Genomic DNA, 21,181 nt, shown 5'->3' on the forward strand with positions numbered 1-21,181 from the left:
GCGGTCAGGGAGCGCGCGGTGATCGGCCAGCGGGCATTGGCCGTGAAGCGGATCGACTGACGGCTGCCCTTGCGGGACTTGAAGCGGGATGCACCGCTCTTCGCGCCCTTCCGCCCGCCCTTGAGGGAGGCGAAGAAGTTCCGGTACGCGGATTCCGCGTCGCGCAGGGACTGCTGGAGCACCACAGGTCAGACCTCGCCCAGCCAGGACCGCTCCACCGTCCGCTTCGCCTCGGTGATCAGCTTCCTGGACAGCTCACCGGCCGCCGGGAAGGCCGCGCCCACCTTCCGGGCTTCCTCACGGGTGCGACCTGGATAGCACGAGGCGTTGACCCGGCTCCGGGTACAGCCTGAAGGCGTACCGAAGCTGCATCCGGCTGGAAGACGGCGCTCACCCCGGGCGGCGTCGACCAGGACCTGCTCCGGCTGGGCCACCGCCGTATCCGCCGCCCCCTGTTCCCGTTCGACCCGGAGATGCCCGACCCGGACCTCGCGGCCCCGGATCATCCCCCCGTCGAACGCTCCGCTCGACGGGGCGGACGAGTAGCCCGTCGGCGGCCCGCCGGGCAGGGGAAGACCTGCCCGGCGCGGCTCGACGGTCAGCCCCTCAGTTGTTCGTGCAGGTGTTCCCCACGGCCGGGTTCAGCAGGCTCAGCAGGTCGATGGAGTTGCCGCAGAGGTTGAGGCCGAGGTCGACGGGGATCTGGATGACATTGCCGGACAGGACACCAGGACTGTTCGACGCGACACCGACCGGGTCGGGGTCGGCGGCGGCAGCGGTCCCGGCGGTGGCCAGCAGGGCCACGCCCGCCAGCCCGGCGGCAGCCATCAGACGAATACGCATTACATGCTCCGATCATTCGCAGGGGTGCGAGTGCTTCCACCATCACCTCCGCCGCCGACGACCGACATTGTTGTACGTCCGAATGGGGCGCGGGCGCCCCGGCCCCTCCCCGAGCCGCGTCCGGACGGGGTGTGTCGCGCGGGGTGCGCGGAATGCCCGTAGCGTGAGAACAGGTCAGGTGGAAGAGGGAGAGATCATGCCAATAAGCCAGCCCGATTCGCCCGTGCCGTCCGACGACAAGGCGACCCCCGACACACTGCTGCACACCGGCTCCGAAGGCCCCGTGACCGCCGAGGACATGGTGCTCGCCGCGGGTCGCGACCTCAGTCCGAAGAACCTCGCCTGGGCCGAGCGCAGGCTGAGGGAGGACGGACCCACAGCCATCGAGAGACTGCTTCCCTAGAGCTCCGACTTGATCCGCCGGACAGGCACCCAGCTCGCCGGTTCCGCTTGACCGGCTCCGATGCGGCGGAGCCGGTCAAGGACGTGCGGACAGCGAGGTCGGTCAGGAGGCGGGGCACTCCTTCCAGGCCAGGTGGTAGACGGTGCTGATGTCACCGTCCGTGGAGTCCATGGTCATGAAGCTGGTGCTGCCGGGAGCGGACGTGCCCGCGTTGACGCGCAGCTCGGTGTTGATGTTGAAGTTCCGCTGGACGCCGCAGGGCGCCCACACGAGCTGGGCCCAGTCGGTGACGTCAGTGGCCTGCCAGTTGTCGTTGTAGGGGCCGCGGAAGGGGTGGGTGATGGCCGCCGTGCTCGACGAGCCCTGGAAGTAGTACGAGGCCTTCTCGGTGCTGTTGGCACCCGACTGGAGTGCGGCGAAGCCGCGGTAGTCCGCGCTGGCGATGGCGTACGTGAAGCCCTGCGGCACGTGGACGATCAGGTTGAGCTGGCAGTTCTTGCGGAAGGCGGTGGGGTCGGAGGAGCCCCCGACCTGGGCGAGGTAGTCGCTGTAGGTGACCGTGAAGGCCGTGTTGTCGGGGGAGACCGCGACGGCGGCGGTGCCCTGCGGGCAGCCTGAGCCGTTCACGGTGGCGACCTTGATGACGATCCTGTCCGGGGGCGGGTCGACGATCCCGGAGGACGGGTCCGACCCTGGTAGTGCGGTGGCGAACAGGGCGGCTATCGCGCCGCCCAGAAGCATCCCACCAGCCATGGTGCTCCAATCCGTTGCGTTGGTGTCTACGGCGGTACGGATCGTGTGCCGCCGTGAATTGGGGGGTGCGGCGCCTCACGCGGACGTGCGGCGCCGTCGCAGACCAGTGCGTTGGATCAAGCATGGATCGTTGAAGCATGTACATGACAAGCCCACGCCCATGCGACCCCTGCCTGTGAAGGAGCTGTGAAGGCCGGGGTCGACCGCATCGTATGTACGCCCGTCACCGTTGGGCAGGGCGATCTCCGGCCATTCAGCCGGTACGTCCGTAGCGCCCGTCGAGGGTGCCGGAGCCCACGGTGTGACCGGCCAGCGCGCGGCGTACGGCGTCGACCGTGGCGCCTGCGGGGAGGTGCAGCCTGGTGTCGGCGGCGAGGACCGAGAAGACGTAGTGGTGGGATTGGCCGGCGGGCGGGCAGGGACCGCCGTAGCGGCGCTGTCCGAAGCCGTTGCGGCCCTGCACAGCCCCTTTCGGGACGGCGCCCTCTGCCAGTGTCGTCCGGTGCGGGTCGACGCCCCACATGAGCCAGTGCACGAAGGTGCCCGACGGCGCGTCCGGATCCTCTGCCAGCACGACCAACTCGGCCGCGTCACCGGGCACACCGGACAGGCGCAGCGGCGGGGACACGTTCGCGCCGTCGCAGGTGAAACGGCGTGGGACGGTGCCACCGGCCGCGAAGGCCGGGCTCGTCACCGTGATCGCCCTCGAGGCCCCCGGTGTCGGCGCCGCGGACACGGCCGGCGTCCCTGCGGCTCCGCCGCAGCCCGCGGCAAGCGCCACCACGGCTGCCGTCACGACACTTCCGAGCCAGTTCCCACGGCGCATGTCCGTCACGTTAGCGCCGGAGGTTCGGCCCGCGTCGGCAACCCGGCCGTGAGCCGTCGCGCCCCGACACCCGGTGGCGCGCTCGGCTAATCCCGCGCCGCCTCACCTCTCCCCGCACGCCCCTGCGACACTGAAGGGCATGGAGCCCCGACACCTCAGAATCGGCCGCCGTCGCATCTGGATGCTCAGCGGGGCCTGCCTCCTCGTGCTCGGCCCGATCGGCTACTTCCTCGGTGGCTGGATTCCTCTCGCGGCACTCACCGTCTCCCTCCTGACGGCCACCACCGTGGCCCACTGGAAGGCGGCCGCCTGGCTCGGGCCCGCCATCGCGCGCGGACAGCGGGAGAGCCGCCGGGACGTGGCGACGTTCTGCGTGGTCATAGCAGTCAGCGGCTACGCCCAGCCCCCGGCGCGACCCGCCCCCACCGCCGAGGAACTGGCGGCGCTGCGTCTGGAGGCGTACCGGGCCGCGGCGGACGACGACCTCGCCGAGGATCTCCGGGGCCTGGCGGCCGACGCGCTGGCCGCCGCCGACGCCGCGCACACCGAGGACACCCCGGTGGCCTGGCGGGCGGCCCGCGCGAGCGCGGAGCGGCTGGCGCACTCCGCCCAGGAGGGCAACCCGTACGTACGCCAACTCCTCATCCAGTGGGTCGAGGGCAACCCGGCCGCCGACCGCTAGGACCTGGTCACCGAACTCCCCCGGGGGGTCGTCACGCTCACGCTCACTATACTTACGGTCTGACCTTTGTTATGTTTCGCAGATATCAAAGCTGCGGAGGGGTCCCACATCGTGGACTTTGAGCTGACGGAAGATCAGGAAACCATCCGCAAGGCAGTCGTCGGGCTCCTGCGTGACTTCGACGACCGGTACTGGATGGAGAAGGACCGGGACCACCGGTTTCCCGAGGAGTTCTACGCCGCCGTCGCGAACGGCGGATGGCTGGGACTCACCATTCCGGAGGAGTACGGCGGTCACGGTCTCGGCATCACCGAGGCCACGCTGCTGCTCGAGGAAGTGGCGCGATCCGGCGGCGGGATGAACGCCGCGAGCTCGATCCACATGTCGATCTTCGGAATGCAGCCCGTGGTGGTGCACGGCTCCGAGGAACTCAAGCGGCGCACGCTTCCCCGTGTCGCCACCGGCGATCTCCACGTCTGTTTCGGAGTGACGGAGCCGGAGGCCGGCCTGGACACGACGAGCATCACGACCTTCGCCCGGCGGGACGGCGACCACTACGTCGTCAATGGCCGCAAGGTGTGGATCTCCAAAGCCGTGGAGTCCGAGAAGATCCTGCTGCTGACCCGCACCACGAAGGTCGACGAGGTCGCCAGGCGGACCGACGGGTTGACGCTGTTCCTCACCGACCTGGACCGCGACAGGATCGACGTCCGCCCCATCCCGAAGATGGGCCGCAACGCCGTGACCTCGAACGAGTTGTTCATCGACGAGTTGCGCGTCCCGGTCGAGGATCGGGTGGGCGAGGAGGGCCAGGGGTTCCGCTATCTCCTCGACGGACTCAATCCGGAGCGCATGCTGATCGCCGCCGAGGCACTCGGGATCGGCAGGGTGGCGCTGGAGAAGGCCGTGAGCTACGGCAACGAGCGCGTGGTGTTCGGCAGGCCGATCGGCATGAACCAGGCCATCCAGTTCCCGCTCGCGGACTCCCTCGCCCGGCTGGACGCGGCCGAGCTGATCCTGCGCAAGGCGACCTGGCTCTACGACAAGGGTCGGCCGTGCGGGCGCGAGGCGAACACCGCCAAGTACCTCTGCGCGGACGCCGCGTTCACCGCCGCCGACCGGGCCCTGCAGACCCACGGCGGCATGGGCTACTCCGAGGAGTACAACGTGGCCCGCTATTTCCGCGAGGCCCGTCTGATGAAGATCGCGCCGATCAGTCAGGAAATGATCCTGAACTATCTGGGATCGCACACTCTGGGAATGCCGAGGAGCTATTGATGGCCGACAACACCGGTCTGTTCGATCTCAGTGGACGATCGGCCCTGGTCACCGGAGCCGCGGGCGGCATCGGTTCCGCGGTCGCCGAGGCACTCGCGCACGCCGGGGCCGCGGTGCTCGTCACCGACGTCGACGGGGCGGCGGCCGCGGCGGTCGCCGAGAAGATCTCCGCGGCCGGCGAGCGGGCGGACAGTGCCGTACTGGACGTACGGGACCGGGCTTCGGCCGACTCGGCGGCGGCCCGGGCGGCCGCGCTGACCGGCGGGAAGCTGCACATCCTCGTCAACAACGCCGGAGTCATCGCGCCGGACATGTTCGAGAACCTCCAGGAGGAGGCGTTCCGCCGGATCGTCGACATCCACCTGATGGGCGCCTTCCACTGCGCGCAGGCCGCGCTGCCGTTCCTGCCCACCGACGGTACGGGGCGGATCATCAACGTCACCTCGTCGGCCGGCATCGTCGGCACCCTCGGCCAGGTGAACTACTCCGCGGCCAAGGCGGGCATCATCGGCCTGACGAAGTCCCTGGCGCGTGAGCTGGCACGCAAGCAGATCAAGGTCAACGCGCTGGCGCCGCTGGCCGCGACGCCGATGACGGAGACGATCCGCACCAACAGGAAGTTCGCGGAGGCGATGCTCGCCCGGATCCCCCTGGGGCGCTGGGCCGCGCCCGAGGAGATCGCCGGAAGCTTCGTCTTCCTCGCCTCGGACGCCGCCTCCTTCGTCACCGGCCAGGTGCTGCCCGTCGACGGCGGCATGGTCATGTGACCCGCGGCCGCGGCTCGGGGTGGCCATGGGCATCCGTACTATGCTGAATGGTTCAACCAAAGCAGTGGCATCGGTCCCAGGAGTACGTACATGCCCGGTAGGTCTCACCCGCGCTTCGACGCCCTGACGGTTCCGAAGGCATCGGACGTTCTGGCGTCGGAGGTACGTGAGCGCATTCTCTCCGGCGAGTTCACCGAGGGCATGGCGCTGCCGCCGGAGCGTCAACTGGTAGAGCAGACGGGGCTGAGCCGCGCCACGGTACGGGAGGCGCTGCGGATTCTCGAGGTGGAGAAGCTGCTCCAGATCAGGCCGGGCCGCGGCGGCGGTGCCTTCGTGCACCGGCCGGGCCGTGAATCGCTGGCCAGTACGGTGCAGTTGGTCATCCGGGGGCAGCGGATCCGGCTGGAGGCGCTGCACGAGACGCGGGAGGCCATCGAGCCCACGTGCGCCGCGCTGGCGGCGGTGCGCCGCACCGACCGCGACCTCGCCGAACTGGACGCCGCCCAGCGGGATCTCGTCGAGGCGGGGGACGACATCCCGCGCTTCCTGCGGGCGAACATCGACTGGCACAGCGCGGTGGCGAGGGCCAGCGACAACGAACTCCTGATCGGGTTCATGAGCGCGCTCTCGCAGTCGATCTACGCCGCCACGAATCTCGAACAGTTCATGGACGCCGAGATCCGCGCGATCACCGCCCGCGCCCACGCCAAGATCACCGAGGCCATCCGCGACCAGGACGGCCCGGCGGCGATGCGGCGCATGTCGCGCCATGTGTGCGGGTTCGCCGACGCGGCCGCGCGGGTGGACCGACGGGGCCAGGTGGAACTGTCCGGGCCGACGGAGGACTGACTCCCGCGAGCTCAAGGCGGGCCTTTCCGGATCGTTGACGGCCATTCGGTCTGACCTTTAATATCATCTGAGGTTGGGGCGACTGAGGCACTGGAGATGGGGTCCCCATGGACGAGGTCAGCTCCGTCATCACCGTCGAAGCGGACGGCGACGTCCGGATCGTCACACTCAACAGGCCCGAGCGGCTGAACGGTGTGACCGAGGAGCTCCACCGCCGGCTGGCCGACGTCTGGCGGGAGTTGGCGGACGATCCCGACGCGCGGGCCGTCGTCCTCACCGGCGCGGGCCGCGCGTTCAGCGCGGGCGGCGACTTCGACCACCTGCGGCGTCACCACAGCGATCCGGAGCTGCGCGAGCGGTCGATCCGGCTCGACCGCACCATCCAGACGGCGATGATCCGTTTCCCGCTGCCCGTCGTCGCGGCGGTCAACGGCCCCGCTGTCGGGCTGGGTTGCAGCCTGGCGCTGGGCTGCGACCTGGTCCTGATGGCGGAGGACGCCTACCTCGCGGACCCCCACGTCTCGGTCGGCCTGGTGGCGGGCGACGGCGGAGTGACCCTCTGGCCCCTGCTCACCAGCCTGCTCCGCGCGAAGGAGTACCTCTTCACCGGCGACCGCATTCCCGCCGCCACGGCGGTCGAACTGGGCCTGGCGAACCGCACCGTTCCCCCCGAGGACCTGCAGAAGGAGGCCCTCGCACTGGCCCGTCGGCTGGCGGCCCAGCCGGCCGAGGCGCTGCGCGCCACCAAGATGGCCCTCGCCGTGGTGGTCGAGCAGGTGTCGCGCGGCGGCATGGAGGCGGCGCTGATGGCCGAGCGGGCGACCATGACCAGCCCCGACCACATCCGGATCGTCGAGGAGCTGGCGTCCCGCGCCCGGCGACGATCGACCGGCACCGAGGTCGAGGAGGACTGACGGTGGAGGCCGAGGAGTTCCTGCTCGTACGGGACATGTTCCGTACGTTCGCCGCGCGGTTCCGCATCGGCTCGGCCGACGAGGTGAAGCCGACCGCGCGCACCACCGCGCAGGAGGCGCTCGGCGAACTGGGCCTCGCCGAACTGCGCCGCTCCTCGCCTCCGGCCGCCACCGTCCAGGAGTGCGCCCTGCTCGCCGAGGAACACGGCCGGCAGCCCCTCACCACCTCCCTGCTCGGCACCGTGCTCCTCGCCCCCGAGTTGCTGCGGCTCCTCGACCGTGCCGACCCCCCGCCCCACGGCACGACACCGACGATCGCCCTCGCCCACGATCTGCGCTTCCCGGACTCCGCTCCGGGCTCCTCCCCGTCCGGACTCCTCGCCTGGGACTGCGAAGGAGCGGACAGCGCCCTGTGCGTCACACCCGACGGGACGGTGACCGCCCTCGGACTCGGCGCGACCACACCGGGCATCGACCTCCTGCGCGGCATCCGTTCGGTGCCGTCCGAGCCGACGGCACGGTTCGTCGGTCGGCTCGAAGCAGAGCGGTACCGGCACTGGCAGGCCTACGCGCTCGTCATGGTGAGCAGTGAACTCGTCGGCGCGGCCGGGGCGTTCGTCCGGCTCAGCGTCGAGTACGCCCGGGAGCGCCGTCAGTACGGGCGGCCGATCGGCTCGTTCCAGGCGGTCCAGCATCTGCTCGCCGACGCGACGGTCCTCGTCGAGGCCGGTACGAGTGCGACCCGGTACGCCGCGTGGTGCCTGGACAACGAGTCGCCCGCGAGGGCCCTGACGGCCGCGCGCGTCGCCAAGGCCGAGGTGAACGCCTCCGCCCTCGACGCGGTGTACACCGGCATGCAGGTCTTCGGCGGGATCGCCCAGACCTGGGAGCACATCGCGCACCTGTACCTGCGCAAGGTCCGCATGGGCGCCGTGACGCTGGCGACGACGGCCGACCTCCTGACGACGCTGGCCCAGCCGGAGCTGACCCGATGACCGACATCCCCCTGGACTTCGGCGATCCCGCCGACCTCGACCGGCTGCGCCGCCGGTTCCGTGCCTGGCTGGCCGACCACCCGCTGCCCGAACGTCTCCCGGACGAGCCGGTCCCGATCTTCCTCCACCGGTGGCACCGCCTGCTGTACTCGGGCGGCTGGGTGGGCCTCGACGTCCCCGTCCGGTACGGCGGCCGGGGCCTGAGCGCGCTGCACCAGGTCGCGATCAGCGATGAACTCGGGGCCTGTCACGCCCCCGGAGTCCCCCGGATCGGCTATCTCGCCCACGCGCTCCTGGAGTTCGGCTCCGACGAGCAGCGCCGACGCTGGCTGCCGCGCATGCTCGCCGGTGACGACGTGTGGTGTCAGGGCTTCAGCGAGCCGGGAGCCGGATCGGACCTCGCCGGGATGAGCACGGTCGCGACCCCGCACGGGGACCACTACACCGTACGGGGGCAGAAGCTCTGGACCAGCTATGCGCAGTACTCCGGTCTGTGCCTGCTGCTCGCCAGGACCGACCGAGCGGCACCCGCGCACCGGTCGATCTCGGCGTTCGCCCTGCCGCTGGACCGGCCGGGCGTGACGGTACGGCCGCTCAGGGCGGCGAACGGCGACGACGAGTTCTGCGAGCTGTTCCTCGACGACGTACGCATCGCCCGGTCCGAGCGCATCGGCGCCGAGGGCGACGGATGGCCGCTGGCCATGACGACGGTGTCGTACGAGCGCAACGCCCTGGACACCGGTCACCTCTCGAAGTACGGGCTGCTCGTCGAGCGGCTGCGGCGTACCGCCCGGGAACGCCGGGGAGACCTCCCGGACGGGCTGCTGTCCGAGATCGGCCGGTGCTTCGTGGACTACGAGGTCCTGGTGGCGCACGCCCGGCGCCGCACCGCAGAGCGGCTGGGCGGGCAGGTCGCCGGACCGGAGTCGTCCATCGACAAGCTGCTGATGACCAGGACCGAGCAACGGCTCTACGAGACGGCACTCAAGGTCTTCCCCGAGGTACGACTCCGCGGCGGGGAAGTGGAAGACGATGAGCGAGGAGGGGCGGACGAGCTCTTCGGGGACTACCTCTATTCCAGAGCGGCGTCCGTGTACGGCGGAACATCTCAGATCCAGCGCAACATCATCGCGAAACGGGTCCTGGGTCTGCCGTCCGGTAACTAGGGCCTGTCCGGCGGATCAAGTCGCAGGAAACAGGCGGCGCCTCATCGACGCTGGTGAGCGGGGCTTGGTGCGTGCAGCTGCAAGGCGGAGGAGGGAGTCGACGCGATGGGGGTCCCCCCGCTCTGGGGGTACCTCCCAGGCCCTTAAGGCACTGGGGGAGAAGTCGAGAGTGGGGGAGTCGGCGAGTGACGACAACGCCGCAGATGGGCGTGCCAAGCCCCGCGTCTGCGGCATGATCCGCCGGACAGGCCCTAGGGCCTGGATCAGCGGGATTTCATGTCCGATGGGAGCTCACCCGTGCGATACGACCTCGAATACCGGAGTATTCCCCATGTGATCAGAGTTGCCGCCAAGCAATTCGCCGACGCGCCGGCCCTCGTCGACGAGGGCCGCCGGTGGAGTTTCCGTGAGCTGGAGCGGCAGATGGTCCGGGCCGTGAAGGCCGCCGTCGCGCTGGGGGTCGAGCCGGGGGACCGTGTCGGTCTGTGCGCTCCGAACTCCGCCGAGTGGATCGTGGCCGCGCTCGGCATCCAGGGCGCCGGGGGCATCGTGGTGCCGCTCAACACGAGGTTCAAGGCACCGGAGATCTCCTACATTCTGCGCAAGTCCGGGGCGAAGGCCGTCTTCGCCTCGTCCTTCCTCGGCAATGACTACATAGCCGGGCTGAGGAACGCCGATCCGGATCTGCCCGCGTTGCGCAGGACGGTGTCGATTCTCGGTCCCCAGGGCGCGGCGGACCTCGCGTGGGAGGACTTCCTTCGCGCGGGAGAGGCCGAATCTCCGTCCACGGCCCACGACTTGATCGACCGGCTTGCTCCGGACGACGTGTCCGACGTGATGTTCACCTCCGGCACCACCGGTCATCCCAAGGGTGTCGTCCTGACCCATGGACAGTCCCTGCGCGCCTATGGCTGGATGTCCGAGGAATACACGTTCTCGCATTCGGACAGCTTTCTGATCATCCCGCCGTTCTTCCACTGCTTCGGTTACAAAGCGGGCTGGCTCGCTTCCCTGATCCATGGCGTGACGGTCATCCCCATGCGTACCTTCGACGCACGGCACGCGCTCGAGATCATCGGCCGGGAACGGGTCAGCATTCTCCTGGGGCCTCCGACCATTTTCCAGGACCTGGTCAATCATCCGGACCGTGCCGCGTTCGACCTTTCCTCGCTGCGGGTGTCCATGACGGGCGGCACCGTCATTCCGGAATCGCTGATCCGCGCCATGAAGTCGGGCCTGTCCTTCGACATCGTGATGAGCGCGTACGGGCTGACGGAGTCGACGGCGTTGGTGACGACCACCCGGATCGGGGACTCGGAGGAGACGGTCGCGCGGACCACGGGACGGGCCGTCCCGGACGTCGAGGTGAGCATCGTCGACGACCGGGGCCTGGCTGTTCCCACCGGGCACGACGGGGAGGTCCTGGTGCGCGGCTACAACGTCACGCGCGGGTACTGGGACGACCCGGAGGCCACCGCCACGGCCATCGACGCCGAGGGCTGGCTGCACACCGGTGATGTCGGGCGCCTCGACGAGAGGGGGAACCTCTCCATCGTCGACCGCAAGAAGGACCTGTACATCGTCGGCGGTTTCAACGCCTATCCGGCCGAGATCGAGAGGTTGCTGCTCGGGAACGAGGCCATCGAGCAGGCCGCCGTCATCGGAGTGCCGGACGAGCGTCTCGGTGAGGTCGGCTGCGCCTTCCTCGTCGTGCGGCCGGGCCACCGGCTCACCGAGGCCGACGTCGTCGCGTGGGCGCGCGAGAACATGGCCAACTTCAAGGTCCCGCGGCATGTCCGGTTCGTCGACGCGCTGCCCCGTAACGCCAGCCAGAAGGTGCTCAAGGACGGGCTGCGGCGCGATTGGAGCGGGCCGAGTGACAACTGATCGTGTGGACGCGTCAGGACACGGCTCGGCCGGTCCCCTCGCGGGCATCACCGTGGTGACTCTGGAGCAGGCGGTGTCGGCTCCCATGTGCACCCGCACGCTAGGAGACTTCGGGGCGCGGGTGATCAAGGTGGAGAACCCTCGGGGCGGCGACTTCGCCCGGCACTACGACGACGTGGTGGGCGGCCTCGCGGCCCACTTCGTCTGGCTCAACCGGGGCAAGGAGTCGGTCGCCCTGGACCTCAAGTCCCCGGCCGGGATGGCGGTGCTGCGCCGGCTGCTCGACCGCGCCGATGTCCTGGTCTCCAACCTCGCGCCCGGGGCGACCGCGAAACTCGGCATCGCCCCCGCCGACCTGGCCGTGAGCCATCCCGAGCTCATCGCGGTGGAGATCGACGGGTACGGGCCCGGCGGGCCACTCTCCCACAAGCGCGCCTACGACCTGCTGGTCCAGGCCGAGTCGGGCGCGTGCGCGACCACCGGCCGACCGGGCGCGCCGGCCAAGGCGGGGCCGCCGATGGCCGATGTGAGCACCGGTCTGTACGCCGCTCTGTCGATCATGGCGCTGCTCTGCGGGAAGGAGCGCGGCCAGGTGCGGGGGCCCACCTCCGCCGCGGTCAGCCTGTTCGACACCATGACGGAGTTGATGGGCTACTCGCTGACCTACACCCGGCACACGGGCGTGGACCAGGAGCCGAAGGGCATGGGCTCGCCCGCGGTGGCGCCGTACGGCGCCTATCCTACGGCCGACGGTCACACCGTCGTCCTCGGCACCACCAACGACGGCGAGTGGCGGCGGCTCGCGCGCGAGCTGCTCGGCCGCCCCGATCTGGCGGACGACGAGCGCTTCCGGAGCAACTCCGGCCGGGTCGCGCACAGTGAGCTCCTCGACGCGGAGCTCGGCGCGTGGTGCGCGCGCCACGATCTGGCGTACGTCCAGGACCGTGCGGATGCCGCGGGGATCGGGAACTCCCGCTACAACACCCCCGGCGACGTCGTCACGCACCCGCACCTGACGGCCCGCGACCGCTGGCGCCAGATCGAGACGCCGGTCGGTCCGGTACCTGCGCTGCTGCCGCCCCCGGTCATCTCCGGCTACGAGCAGCCGATGGGGCCGATCCCGGCCCTCGGTGAACACACCGCGGCCGTCCTCGCCGAGCTGGGGATCAACGCCGAGGGAGAGCTGCGGTGAGCGAGGAGCCGGTGACGCGTTCTGTTCCGGCGCGGACATCTCAGGGGCAACGATCGGAAGGGTCGACATGCGGGAAGCAGTGATCGTGGAGGCGGTCCGCACCGCCGTGGGCAAGCGGAACGGCGGACTGTCCGGCATGCACGCCGCCGACCTCTCCGCGGTCGTGCTGGGCGCGCTCGTCGAGCGGACGGGGATCGATCCGCAGGTCGTGGACGACGTGATCTGGGGCTGTGTCTCCCAGGTCGGGGACCAGTCGAGCAATATCGGGCGCTATGCGGTGCTGGCCGCGGGCTGGCCCGAGAGCGTCCCGGGCAGCACGGTCAACCGGGCCTGCGGGTCGAGCCAGCAGGCACTGGACTTCGCCGCGCAGGCGGTCATGTCCGGCCAGCAGGACGTCGTCGTGGCGGGCGGAGTCGAGGTGATGAGCCGGGTCCCGCTCGGGGCCGCGCGCTCCACCGGCATGCCGTACGGACCCCAGGTCCTCACCCGCTACCAGGACTTCTCCTTCAACCAGGGCATCTCGGCCGAGAAGATCGCGCGGAAGTGGGGCTTCTCGCGGGAGCGGCTCGACGCGTTCTCGGCGCTGTCGCACGAGCGGGCCGCGGCGGCGCGGGACGCCGGTGCCTTCGAGGCCCAGATCACCGCCGTGTCGACCGAGGGGGCGACGACGGTGGCCCTCGACGAGGGCATCCGGCGCGGTACGAGCGTCGAGACCCTCGCCAAGCTCAGGCCTGCGTTCATCGAGGACGGTGTGATCCACGCGGGCAACGCCTCCCAGATCTCCGACGGGGCGGCGGCGCTGCTGGTGACGACACCGGAGAAGGCACGTGAACTGGGGCTGACGCCGCTCGTGCGCTACCGCGCGGGCGTGGTAACCGGATCCGACCCGGTGCTCATGCTCACGGGCCCGATCCCCGCGACCGAGAAGGTGCTGCGCAAGGCGGACGTGGGTCTGCGGGAGGTCGGCGTCTTCGAGGTGAACGAGGCCTTCGCACCCGTACCCCTGGCCTGGCTCGCCGAGACCGGCGCCGACCCCGCGCTGCTCAATCCGCTGGGCGGCGCGATCGCGCTCGGCCATCCGCTCGGCGCGTCGGGGGCGGTGCTGATGACCCGCATGGTCCACCACATGCGCGACCACGGGATCCGCTACGGCCTGCAGACCATGTGCGAGGGCGGTGGCACCGCCAACGCGACCCTCGTAGAGCTCGTATCCCCCGCATCCTGAGCACCTTCACGGAGGACGTCGTGCGCCGAGAACTCTTCACCCCCGACCACGAGGCGTTCCGTCAGCTCGTCCGGCGCTTCGTGGCGAAGGAGGTGGTCCCCCACTACACGGAGTGGGAGGACACGGGCCGGCTGCCGCGCGAGCTCTTCGAGCAGCTCGGCTCGCTCGGGGTGCTGGGCATCTCCCTACCGGAGGCGTACGGCGGAGCGGGTCTGCACGACTACCGCTACAACGTCGTGCTCCAGGAGGAAGCGGCCCGCGCCCTGGTCACGCTCGGCACCGTTCGCACCCAACTCGACGTCGTCCTGCCGTACTTCCTCGCCTACGCCGACGAGGACCAGCGCGAGCGCTGGTTCCCCGGGCTCGCGGCGGGCCGGCTGCTGACCGCCGTCGCCATGACCGAACCGGGCACGGGCTCCGATCTCGCGGGCATCCGCACCACCGCCGTACGCGACGGGGACTCGTACGTCCTCAACGGGGCCAAGACGTTCATCACCGGCGGCCTCCTCGCCGACCTGGTGATCGTCGTGGCGCGTACGTCGACCGATCCCGACAACCGGCGGGCGGGCCTGACCCTGCTGGTCGTGGAGGACGGCATGCCCGGGTTCGCCCGCGGCCGGGTGCTCGACAAGATGGGCATCAAGGTGCAGGACACCGTGGAGCTGTCCTTCGACGATGTGCGGGTCCCGGTCGCCAACCGGCTCGGCGAGGAGGGCGCGGCCTTCGGCTATCTCGGCCACAACCTCCCCCAGGAGCGGATGACGGTGGCGGTCGGCTCGGTCGCGCAGGCGAAGGCGGCGCTCGACACCACGCTCGAGTACGTCAAGGAGCGGCAGGTGTTCGGGACCCGAGTCGCCTCCTTCCAGAACACGAAGTTCGAACTCGCCGCGGTGGCCGCCGAGATCGAGGCCGCGCAGACGATGCTCGACCGGGCGGTGCGCGAGCTCGTCGACGGCGCACTCTCCGGAGCGGACGCGGCCAAGGTGAAACTGTTCTGCACGGAGATGCAGGCGCGGGCGGTCGACCGTTGTCTGCAACTCTTCGGGGGGTACGGGTACATCCTGGAGTACCCCATCGCCCGGCTGTACGCGGATGCGCGCATCACCCGCATCTACGCCGGCACGAGCGAGGTCATGAAGGTCATCATCGCCAAATCCCTGGGACTGTGAGCATCATGGCGGACTTCTCCAGCAGGACCGGCGTCGCGTTCGTCGCGGGCGGCACCGGCGGTATCGGCGCGGCCGTCGTGCGCGTGCTGGCCGAGCGCGGCAGCGACGTGGCGTTCACGTACCGCACCAGCAGGGCCGGGGCCGACGCCCTCGCCGCCGAGGTGAAGGCGTACGGGCGCCAAGTCCTCGCGCTCCGCCTCGACCTGGGCGACGAGCAGGACACGGCGGACGCGGTCGCCGAGGCGTCCGACGCCTTCGGGGGCCTGCACACGCTCGTGTACGCGGCGGGCCCGCACGTGCCGATGGTGCACCTCAGCAAGGTGACGCCGAGTCAGTACCGGGCCCAACTCGACGCGGACGCAATGGCGTTCTTCCACCTCGTCCATCCCGCGCTGCCCCGGCTGCGGGAGACGCGGGGCACGATCGTCGCCGTCACCACCGTGGCCACCCGCCGGTTCCCCGTGCGCGACGGGCTGTCGTCGGGCACGAAGGGAGCGGTCGAGGCGGTGGCGCGGGCGCTGGCCGCCGAGGAGGGCCGCTACGGCGTCCGTGTGAACTGTGTCGGCCCCGGCATGCTGACCGACGGCATCGCCGCCCGTCTGATCAGCTCCGGGGAACTCGACACGGCGGCCCTGGAGATCACCCGGCGCAACATCCCGCTGCGCCGCTTCGGCGAGGCGAAGGACATCGCGGAGGCGGTGGCGTTCCTGGCCTCGGACCGCGCCGGCTTCATCACCGGGCAGGCGCTGGGGGTGGACGGCGGATACAGCGTGTAGCGCCCCACGTGTTCACTCCGGCGGCGTGATCCGCCGTCCGCCGATGAAGGTCGCGCGTACGACGTCGGCGGACATGAGGTCGAGTGCTTCCTTCAGCGGTACGTGCAGGAGGCACAGGTCGGCGACCGCGCCGACCGTCAACCGCCGTGCCCGTGACGGGTGTCGGGGCTCGCCCGCGAAGAGGTCCATGGCCGCCCGCCGGTCCATCGCCTCCCCGCCGGCCCGCTCGACGGCCGCCCGCATGGCCGCCCAGGGGTCGGCGGTCCCGAACGGTGCGTCGGTCCCGGCGGCGAGCGGAATCCCCGCCTCGGCCAGGGACCGGCAGCGGTACAGGTGAGCCTGGTCGTCAGGCTCCACATCGGTCGCGTACTCCCGTCCCCGCTCCACGGGAAAGTGCGGCTGCGTCACGACCGTCACGCCGAGCCGCGCGAGCCAGGGCATCGTCTCGGCCGGGATCACCGACCCGTGCTCGATCCGATCGCCCGTGACCGGCCCGGCCTCGTCCAGGGCGAGCAGCGTCACGAGCAACTGCACCCGCGTCACACAGTGCACAGCCACCGGGCGGGGCCGTACCGCCGCCATGGACGCCGCGAGTTCGTCCGGCGTCGGCAGGGTCGCGTCGTCGAGCAGGAACTTCACGGGCGCGTCGCCGGCCCCCATCACGACGAGCCGCTGCGGCAGCACCGACAGCAGCTCCGGCAGACCCTTCCCCGGAAGCGGATCCGCGTTGGTGAATCCGGTGATCCCGTACGCCGCCGCCCGGGCCCCCACGCCGCGCAGATCCAGCCGTACGGGCGGAGCGAACCCGCGCAACCGCTCGTCCTGCCTCCAGAACCGCCCGTCGCCCTCACCGTCCAGCCCGGCGGCCCGCAACGCGGCGCTGTTCCACACCCACAGGGCCCCGCTGCGATGCTGGACCCGTACCGGCCGATCGGGCGCGAACCCGTCGAGCACCCGTCGGTCGAGCTCCCCCGCGACGCTCTCGTGGTAGCCGACGGCCCGTACCCACTCCCCCGGCGCCCCCCGCCGCAGGGCGGCCACCAGTCCCTCCCTGTCGCCCGCGTCCGCCGGGCCGACCCGGATGGACGCGGCCTCGGCCGCCAGCGCCGCCAGATGGACGTGGTGGTCGTGCAGGCCGACCAGCAACGCGCCACCCCGGCCGTCGACATCGCCGCGCCCCGCAAGCCGTCGGCCGATCCCGACGACCCGTCCTCCCCCGAGCCGCACGTCCACCCGGCCCAAGCCCTCGACGTCCACGTCCCTGATCAGCACGTCAACGACTGCCGGCGAGGACGGCGGCACAGGCGGCCATGGAGAGGCAGAGAAGTTCTCCTCCGCCGTCGGCCAGCGAGCGGGCGACGGCGTGGGCGGCGAAGACGCCGGTGACGGGGTCGGCGAGCGCGTCGCCCAGGAAGACCGGGTCGCCGGCGCGGTCGAGGCCGGTGAGGCCGCCCGCGACCGCCGCGTCGTCGCCGAAGGCGATACGGTCCTCGTCGCGGCCGTAGCCGGTGATGCTCAGCCAGACACGGCCGGGGCGGGCCGCGAGGAACTCCTCGGCGCGGATGCCGAGTCTGCGCAGTGCCCTCGGGCGCGACGCCTCGATGACGACGTCCGCTCCCGCCACGACCTCGGCGGGTGCCCCGGAGGCGAAGTCGAGCACCAGGCTGTCGTGTCCGTCGTGCAGCCAGCGGTAGAAGGCGGGCGATCCGTGGCGGGCGCCGTCCCGTCTGGTCGTGCTCTCCACCTTCACCACCCGGGCCCCGGCCTCCCCCAACAGCCGGGCGCACAGGGGGCCCGCCCACAGGGCCGAGAAGTCGACGATCCGCAGCCCGGCCGGTTCACGTGGGCTCGCCGCCTCGCCTCGCTCGGCGGGTACGGGAGCGCGGGTGCCGCGGGCCGAACCGAGGGCGGCGGCCGCGATCCCGAGCAGTTGCGCGTGTGCCGCGACCTCGGCCGCCCCGACTCGCCGTGCCGCCTCGTGCGGTTCTTGCGTCCTCGCTCCCCCGAGCAGCGCGACGAGAGCGGGGACCGCGGCCAGGTCGTCGGGGCGGGCCAGGTTCACGGCGGCCCAGCCGTCGGCGGTTTCGAGGAGGTGGCAGGAGCCGCCGGCCGAGACCCTGCCGGGGAGGGGGAGGCCGGTGAGGTCGGCGCGGAGGAAGAGTGCGGTCGGTATGTCGACGGGCACGCCGGTGAGGCCGGTGAAGGCCTTCGCCACGTCGTGGAGGGGGCCGAGGAACGGCTCGACGGGTTCCATCCAGCCCCGGAGAGTCTCATTCTCCATTCCATGAACCCCCTTCTCGGTCGTGGCGATCTCCCATTACACTCCAGTCGCCGCCGGTTGGGGAGGGGAACGACATGACCTTGGACTCGCCCTTCCACCTGGTCGACCTCGACCGAGAGGCGCCCGTGTGGGCCGCCGCGAAGGATCGGGTTCTCGTCGGTGTGGCGGCACAACCGGTCCACGCGGCCGCGGAGTTCGACGTCCTGCTCACCGGTGTCGCCGATCCCCCTCGCCCGTGGGTGGGATGCGCGGACCCGTACGCCGTCGCCCAGCGCCTCGCGGCGATCGTCGCGGCGCAGCCGGCGGCCTCCGTCGCGCTGACGCAGGTGCTCCGCATGGGCGGTCGGGTCCCTCCGCCCGAGCGGCTGGTCCTCGAGTCCCTCGCCTACTCGATGCTGCAGAGCGGTGCGGGCTTCCGCGCCTGGCTGGCCTCGGCGCACCCGCGCACTCCACGTCCTGCCGCCGAGCCCGTACGCCTGTCCCGTGACGGCGACCGGCTGGCCATCACCTTCGACCGGCCGTGGGTGCGGAACGCGTTCGACGCCGGGACCCGGGACGCCCTGTGCGAGGCGCTGCACGTCGCCGTGGCGGATCCGTCGATCGCGCGTGTCGACCTGTACGGGAACGGTGTCGCGTTCTGCAGCGGAGGAGACCTGGCGGAGTTCGGGACGTCCCGCGATCCGGCGCGGGCCCACCTGCTGCGGGTGCGGCGCAGTCCGGCCGCGCTGCTCCAGGAGTGCGGGCCCCGGGTGACCGCGCATCTGCACGGCGCCTGTGTCGGCGCCGGCATCGAGCTGGCGGCGTTCGCGGGGCGGGTGCTGGCCGCGCCGGACACGGCGATCCGGTTGCCGGAGATCGGGATGGGGCTGATCCCGGGCGCGGGCGGCACGGCGAGCCTCCCGGTCCGCATCGGCAGGGAGCGCACCGCGTATCTCGCCCTGTCGGGCGGCACGTTGAGCGCGGCGGAGGCGCTCAGATGGGGCCTGGTCGACGGAATGTCGACTCCCTGGGCATGTGTGCCGGAAGTCGTGAGCACTTAACCGGTTAAGTGCTCACGACTTCCGCGGAGGATGGTCGGCGAGATCACCGCGGCGAACGCCGCCTCGCCGCGCGTCAGCTGCCGGTCCACTCCGGCGTCCTGCGTTCCGCGAAGGCGCGGGCGCCCTCCGCCGCGTCCTTGCTGCGGAACACCGACATGACCTCGTCCGGTTCGGCCCAGCGGCGTTCCCGTATCAGCTTCTTGGTCATGGCGACGCCCAGCGGACCGTTGGCGGCGATCCGCCCGGCCAGGGCGAGCGCCTCCTCCCGCACCCGGTCGACGGGGACGGCGCGGTTCACGAGGCCGGCCCGCTCGGCCTTCGTGGCCGTGACCGGATCGCCGGTCAGGCCCATTTCCAGGGCGACCGCCAGCGGCACCCGGTCGGCGAGCGTCGTGCCGCCCCCGGCCGCGAACAGGCCCCGCTTGACCTCGGCGATCCCGAGCGTGGCGTCCTCGGCCGCGACGACCAGGTCGCAGGCCAGCACCATTTCGAAGCCACCGCCGAGCGCGGAGCCGTTCAGCGCCGCGATCACGGGGGTGCCGATGCCGTCGCGGAAGAACCACACCAGGCCGTCGAACTTGCCGCCGCCCTTCGCGAACGCCTTGAGGTCCATGCCCGCGCAGAACACCGTGCCGGCGCCGGTCAGGACGATCACCCGGACCGCCGGGTCGGCGTCCGCCTCCCTCAGGACGTCCGACAGGTCGTCGATCAGCTCCGGATTCAACGCGTTGCGGGCCTCGGGCCGGTTCAGGGTCGCGACGAGGACGTTGCCGATCCCTTCGGTCAGGACCAGGTCGCTCATCGGGCGGCACCCGTCGCCGCGCGCGCCCGGGAACGGTACGCCTCCAGCTTCTCGGCGGGTTCGATCAGACGGTGGCTGCGCGACTGGACGGACACGTCGTGGCCCTCGGCCCGCTTGCGCAGCGCCCCCACCGTGGCCTGCTCGCGCGGGACTTGGGTGAAGGGATCGAAGGAGTACCAGCGCATGGCGTTCTCGTGGGTCATCTTGGCGATGTCGGAGTCGGGCACGTCGAAGCGCTCCATCACGCCCATGAGTTCCTCGGGCGCCTCCGGCCACATCGAGTCGCTGTGCGGGTAGTCGCACTCCCAGGCGATGTTGTCGATGCCGATCTCGTGACGGAGTTTCACCCCCATCGGGTCACTGATGAAGCAGGTGAGGAAGTGCTCCCTGAAGACCTCCGACGGCAGCTTCCCGCCGAAGTCCTGGAGGGTCCAGGCCGCGTGCATCTCGAAGGTGCGGTCCACGCGCTCCAGGAAGTAGGGGATCCAGCCGGTGCCGCCCTCCGACAGGGCGATCTTCAGATCGGGGAAGTCCTTGACCGGCTGGGACCACAGCAGGTCGGCGGCGGCCGAGACGATGTTCATCGGCTGCAGGGTGATCATGACGTCGGGCGGCGAGTCGACCGCCGGTATCGCCAGCTTGCCCGAGGAGCCGATGTGCACCGACAGCACGGTGCCGGTGTCGGACAGCGCACGCCAGAGCGGGTTCCAGTACGGGTCGTGGAAGCTCGGGTACCCGAGCACCGCGGGGTTCTCGGTGAACGTCAGCGAGTGACAGCCCTTGGCCGCCACCCGGCGCACCTCCGCCGCGCACAGTTCGGCGTCCCAGATGACGGGGATCGCCATCGGGATGAACCGGCCGGGATGCGCCCCGCACCATTCGTCGATGTGCCAGTCGTTGTAGGCCCGCACGAGCGCGAGCGAGAAGTCGGCGTCCTCCGTGGCGAACAGCCTGGCCGCGAACCCCGGGAAGGACGGGAAGTTCATCTGGGCGAGGATGCCGCCCGCGTTCATGTCGGCGACGCGCTCGTTCACGTCGTAGCAACCGGGACGGATCTCGTCGAGGGCCTGCGGTTCGAGGCCGTACTCCTCCTTGGGCCGGCCGGCCACCGCGTTGAGCGCGGCGGTGCGGATCACGGTCTCCCGGAACGTCCAGGTGTCGGTGCCGTCGTCCTGGTGGACCAGCTGGGGCGCGTCGTCCTTGTACCGCTCGGGGAGGTGGTTCACGAACATGTCGGGGGGTTCGATGATGTGGTCGTCGACGCTGATGAGGATGAGATCGTCTCGATCCATGACGGGTTCCCTTCCGGAAGGGGGAGGCAGGCGGCTCGGGT

General features: G+C 70.9%; 21 protein-coding genes and 2 pseudogenes. 15 read left to right on the forward strand and 8 right to left on the reverse strand.

Going from position 1 to position 21,181, the window contains the following annotated elements; genetic code table 11:
- Positions 1-17: 17 nt before the first annotated feature.
- Positions 18-372: pseudogene (locus OG568_RS03070) on the reverse strand (RNA-guided endonuclease TnpB family protein); the annotation flags it as partial.
- On the opposite strand from OG568_RS03070, the pseudogene OG568_RS03075 reads away from it, so the two are divergent.
- Positions 369-546 (forward strand): annotated as a pseudogene (locus OG568_RS03075) (M81 family metallopeptidase); the annotation flags it as partial. The pseudogenes OG568_RS03070 and OG568_RS03075 overlap by 4 nt on opposite strands.
- Positions 547-606: 60 nt before the next feature.
- Here the strand turns inward: OG568_RS03075 and OG568_RS03080 are convergent.
- Positions 607-843, reverse strand: coding sequence for a chaplin (locus tag OG568_RS03080; protein WP_329530148.1), 237 nt, complete (start codon positions 841-843; stop codon positions 607-609).
- Between the two features lie 196 nt (positions 844-1,039).
- On the opposite strand from OG568_RS03080, the gene OG568_RS03085 reads away from it, so the two are divergent.
- Positions 1,040-1,246, forward strand: coding sequence for a hypothetical protein (locus tag OG568_RS03085; protein WP_266424434.1), 207 nt, complete (start codon positions 1,040-1,042; stop codon positions 1,244-1,246).
- A 102-nt stretch (positions 1,247-1,348) separates the two neighbouring features.
- Here the strand turns inward: OG568_RS03085 and OG568_RS03090 are convergent, their stop codons facing one another.
- On the reverse strand, positions 1,349-1,999 hold the full coding sequence (locus OG568_RS03090; protein ID WP_329530149.1) for a DUF4360 domain-containing protein: 651 nt from the start codon (positions 1,997-1,999) through the stop codon (positions 1,349-1,351).
- 253 nt (positions 2,000-2,252) lie between these two features.
- Positions 2,253-2,825: a YbhB/YbcL family Raf kinase inhibitor-like protein gene (locus OG568_RS03095; RefSeq protein ID WP_266424440.1), complete on the reverse strand. Its 573-nt coding sequence runs from the start codon at positions 2,823-2,825 to the stop codon at positions 2,253-2,255.
- Between the two features lie 139 nt (positions 2,826-2,964).
- On the opposite strand from OG568_RS03095, the gene OG568_RS03100 reads away from it, so the two are divergent.
- The 12 genes from OG568_RS03100 to OG568_RS03155 all read left to right on the forward strand — a co-directional run bounded on the left by OG568_RS03100 (position 2,965) and on the right by OG568_RS03155 (position 15,725).
- Complete coding sequence (locus OG568_RS03100; protein WP_266424442.1) at positions 2,965-3,507, forward strand: hypothetical protein; 543 nt, start codon at positions 2,965-2,967, stop codon at positions 3,505-3,507.
- Positions 3,508-3,618: 111 nt separating this feature from the next.
- Positions 3,619-4,785, forward strand: a complete 1,167-nt coding sequence (locus tag OG568_RS03105) for an acyl-CoA dehydrogenase family protein (protein ID WP_329530150.1) — start codon at positions 3,619-3,621, stop codon at positions 4,783-4,785.
- A complete protein-coding gene (locus OG568_RS03110; protein ID WP_329530151.1) occupies positions 4,785-5,552 on the forward strand; it encodes an SDR family NAD(P)-dependent oxidoreductase in 768 nt (255 codons plus the stop codon). The genes OG568_RS03105 and OG568_RS03110 overlap by 1 nt, the downstream gene beginning before the upstream one ends.
- Positions 5,553-5,642: 90 nt before the next feature.
- Complete coding sequence (locus tag OG568_RS03115) at positions 5,643-6,401, forward strand: FadR/GntR family transcriptional regulator (protein WP_329530152.1); 759 nt, start codon at positions 5,643-5,645, stop codon at positions 6,399-6,401.
- A 107-nt stretch (positions 6,402-6,508) separates the two neighbouring features.
- Positions 6,509-7,315, forward strand: a complete 807-nt coding sequence (locus tag OG568_RS03120) for an enoyl-CoA hydratase/isomerase family protein (protein ID WP_329530153.1) — start codon at positions 6,509-6,511, stop codon at positions 7,313-7,315.
- Between the two features lie 2 nt (positions 7,316-7,317).
- Positions 7,318-8,310 carry an acyl-CoA dehydrogenase family protein gene (locus tag OG568_RS03125; RefSeq protein WP_329530154.1) on the forward strand — a complete coding sequence of 331 codons (993 nt, stop codon included), beginning with the start codon at positions 7,318-7,320 and terminating at the stop codon, positions 8,308-8,310.
- Complete coding sequence (locus OG568_RS03130; RefSeq protein WP_329530155.1) at positions 8,307-9,476, forward strand: acyl-CoA dehydrogenase family protein; 1,170 nt, start codon at positions 8,307-8,309, stop codon at positions 9,474-9,476. Before OG568_RS03125 ends, OG568_RS03130 begins: the two co-directional genes overlap by 4 nt.
- Before the next feature lie 297 nt (positions 9,477-9,773).
- Positions 9,774-11,363 carry a FadD3 family acyl-CoA ligase gene (locus OG568_RS03135; protein ID WP_329530156.1) on the forward strand — a complete coding sequence of 530 codons (1,590 nt, stop codon included), beginning with the start codon at positions 9,774-9,776 and terminating at the stop codon, positions 11,361-11,363.
- On the forward strand, positions 11,353-12,555 hold the full coding sequence (locus OG568_RS03140; RefSeq protein WP_329530157.1) for a CaiB/BaiF CoA transferase family protein: 1,203 nt from the start codon (positions 11,353-11,355) through the stop codon (positions 12,553-12,555). The genes OG568_RS03135 and OG568_RS03140 overlap by 11 nt, the downstream gene beginning before the upstream one ends.
- 67 nt (positions 12,556-12,622) lie before the next feature.
- Positions 12,623-13,780 carry a thiolase family protein gene (locus OG568_RS03145; protein WP_329530158.1) on the forward strand — a complete coding sequence of 386 codons (1,158 nt, stop codon included), beginning with the start codon at positions 12,623-12,625 and terminating at the stop codon, positions 13,778-13,780.
- Between the two features lie 20 nt (positions 13,781-13,800).
- Positions 13,801-14,949 carry an acyl-CoA dehydrogenase family protein gene (locus OG568_RS03150; protein WP_329530159.1) on the forward strand — a complete coding sequence of 383 codons (1,149 nt, stop codon included), beginning with the start codon at positions 13,801-13,803 and terminating at the stop codon, positions 14,947-14,949.
- Positions 14,950-14,954: 5 nt separating this feature from the next.
- Positions 14,955-15,725 carry an SDR family NAD(P)-dependent oxidoreductase gene (locus OG568_RS03155; RefSeq protein ID WP_329530160.1) on the forward strand — a complete coding sequence of 257 codons (771 nt, stop codon included), beginning with the start codon at positions 14,955-14,957 and terminating at the stop codon, positions 15,723-15,725.
- 12 nt (positions 15,726-15,737) lie between these two features.
- Here the strand turns inward: OG568_RS03155 and OG568_RS03160 are convergent, their stop codons facing one another.
- Together OG568_RS03160 and OG568_RS03165 are read right to left on the reverse strand one after the other, a co-directional pair.
- Positions 15,738-16,997, reverse strand: coding sequence for an amidohydrolase family protein (locus tag OG568_RS03160; protein WP_329530161.1), 1,260 nt, complete (start codon positions 16,995-16,997; stop codon positions 15,738-15,740).
- Between the two features lies 1 nt (position 16,998).
- Positions 16,999-18,006 carry a CoA transferase gene (locus OG568_RS03165; RefSeq protein WP_329530162.1) on the reverse strand — a complete coding sequence of 336 codons (1,008 nt, stop codon included), beginning with the start codon at positions 18,004-18,006 and terminating at the stop codon, positions 16,999-17,001.
- 74 nt (positions 18,007-18,080) lie between these two features.
- Between OG568_RS03165 and OG568_RS03170 the strand changes: the two genes are divergently transcribed.
- Positions 18,081-19,046 carry an enoyl-CoA hydratase/isomerase family protein gene (locus OG568_RS03170; protein WP_329530163.1) on the forward strand — a complete coding sequence of 322 codons (966 nt, stop codon included), beginning with the start codon at positions 18,081-18,083 and terminating at the stop codon, positions 19,044-19,046.
- Between the two features lie 73 nt (positions 19,047-19,119).
- Here OG568_RS03170 and OG568_RS03175 read toward each other — a convergent pair whose 3' ends face one another.
- Together OG568_RS03175 and OG568_RS03180 are read right to left on the reverse strand one after the other, a co-directional pair.
- Positions 19,120-19,848, reverse strand: a complete 729-nt coding sequence (locus OG568_RS03175; RefSeq protein ID WP_329530164.1) for an enoyl-CoA hydratase-related protein — start codon at positions 19,846-19,848, stop codon at positions 19,120-19,122.
- Positions 19,845-21,140: an amidohydrolase family protein gene (locus OG568_RS03180; protein ID WP_329530165.1), complete on the reverse strand. Its 1,296-nt coding sequence runs from the start codon at positions 21,138-21,140 to the stop codon at positions 19,845-19,847. Before OG568_RS03180 ends, OG568_RS03175 begins: the two co-directional genes overlap by 4 nt.
- Positions 21,141-21,181 lie beyond the last annotated feature (41 nt).

The organism is Streptomyces sp. NBC_01450, from assembly GCF_036227505.1.
Taxonomy (GTDB): Bacteria; Actinomycetota; Actinomycetes; order Streptomycetales; family Streptomycetaceae; genus Streptomyces.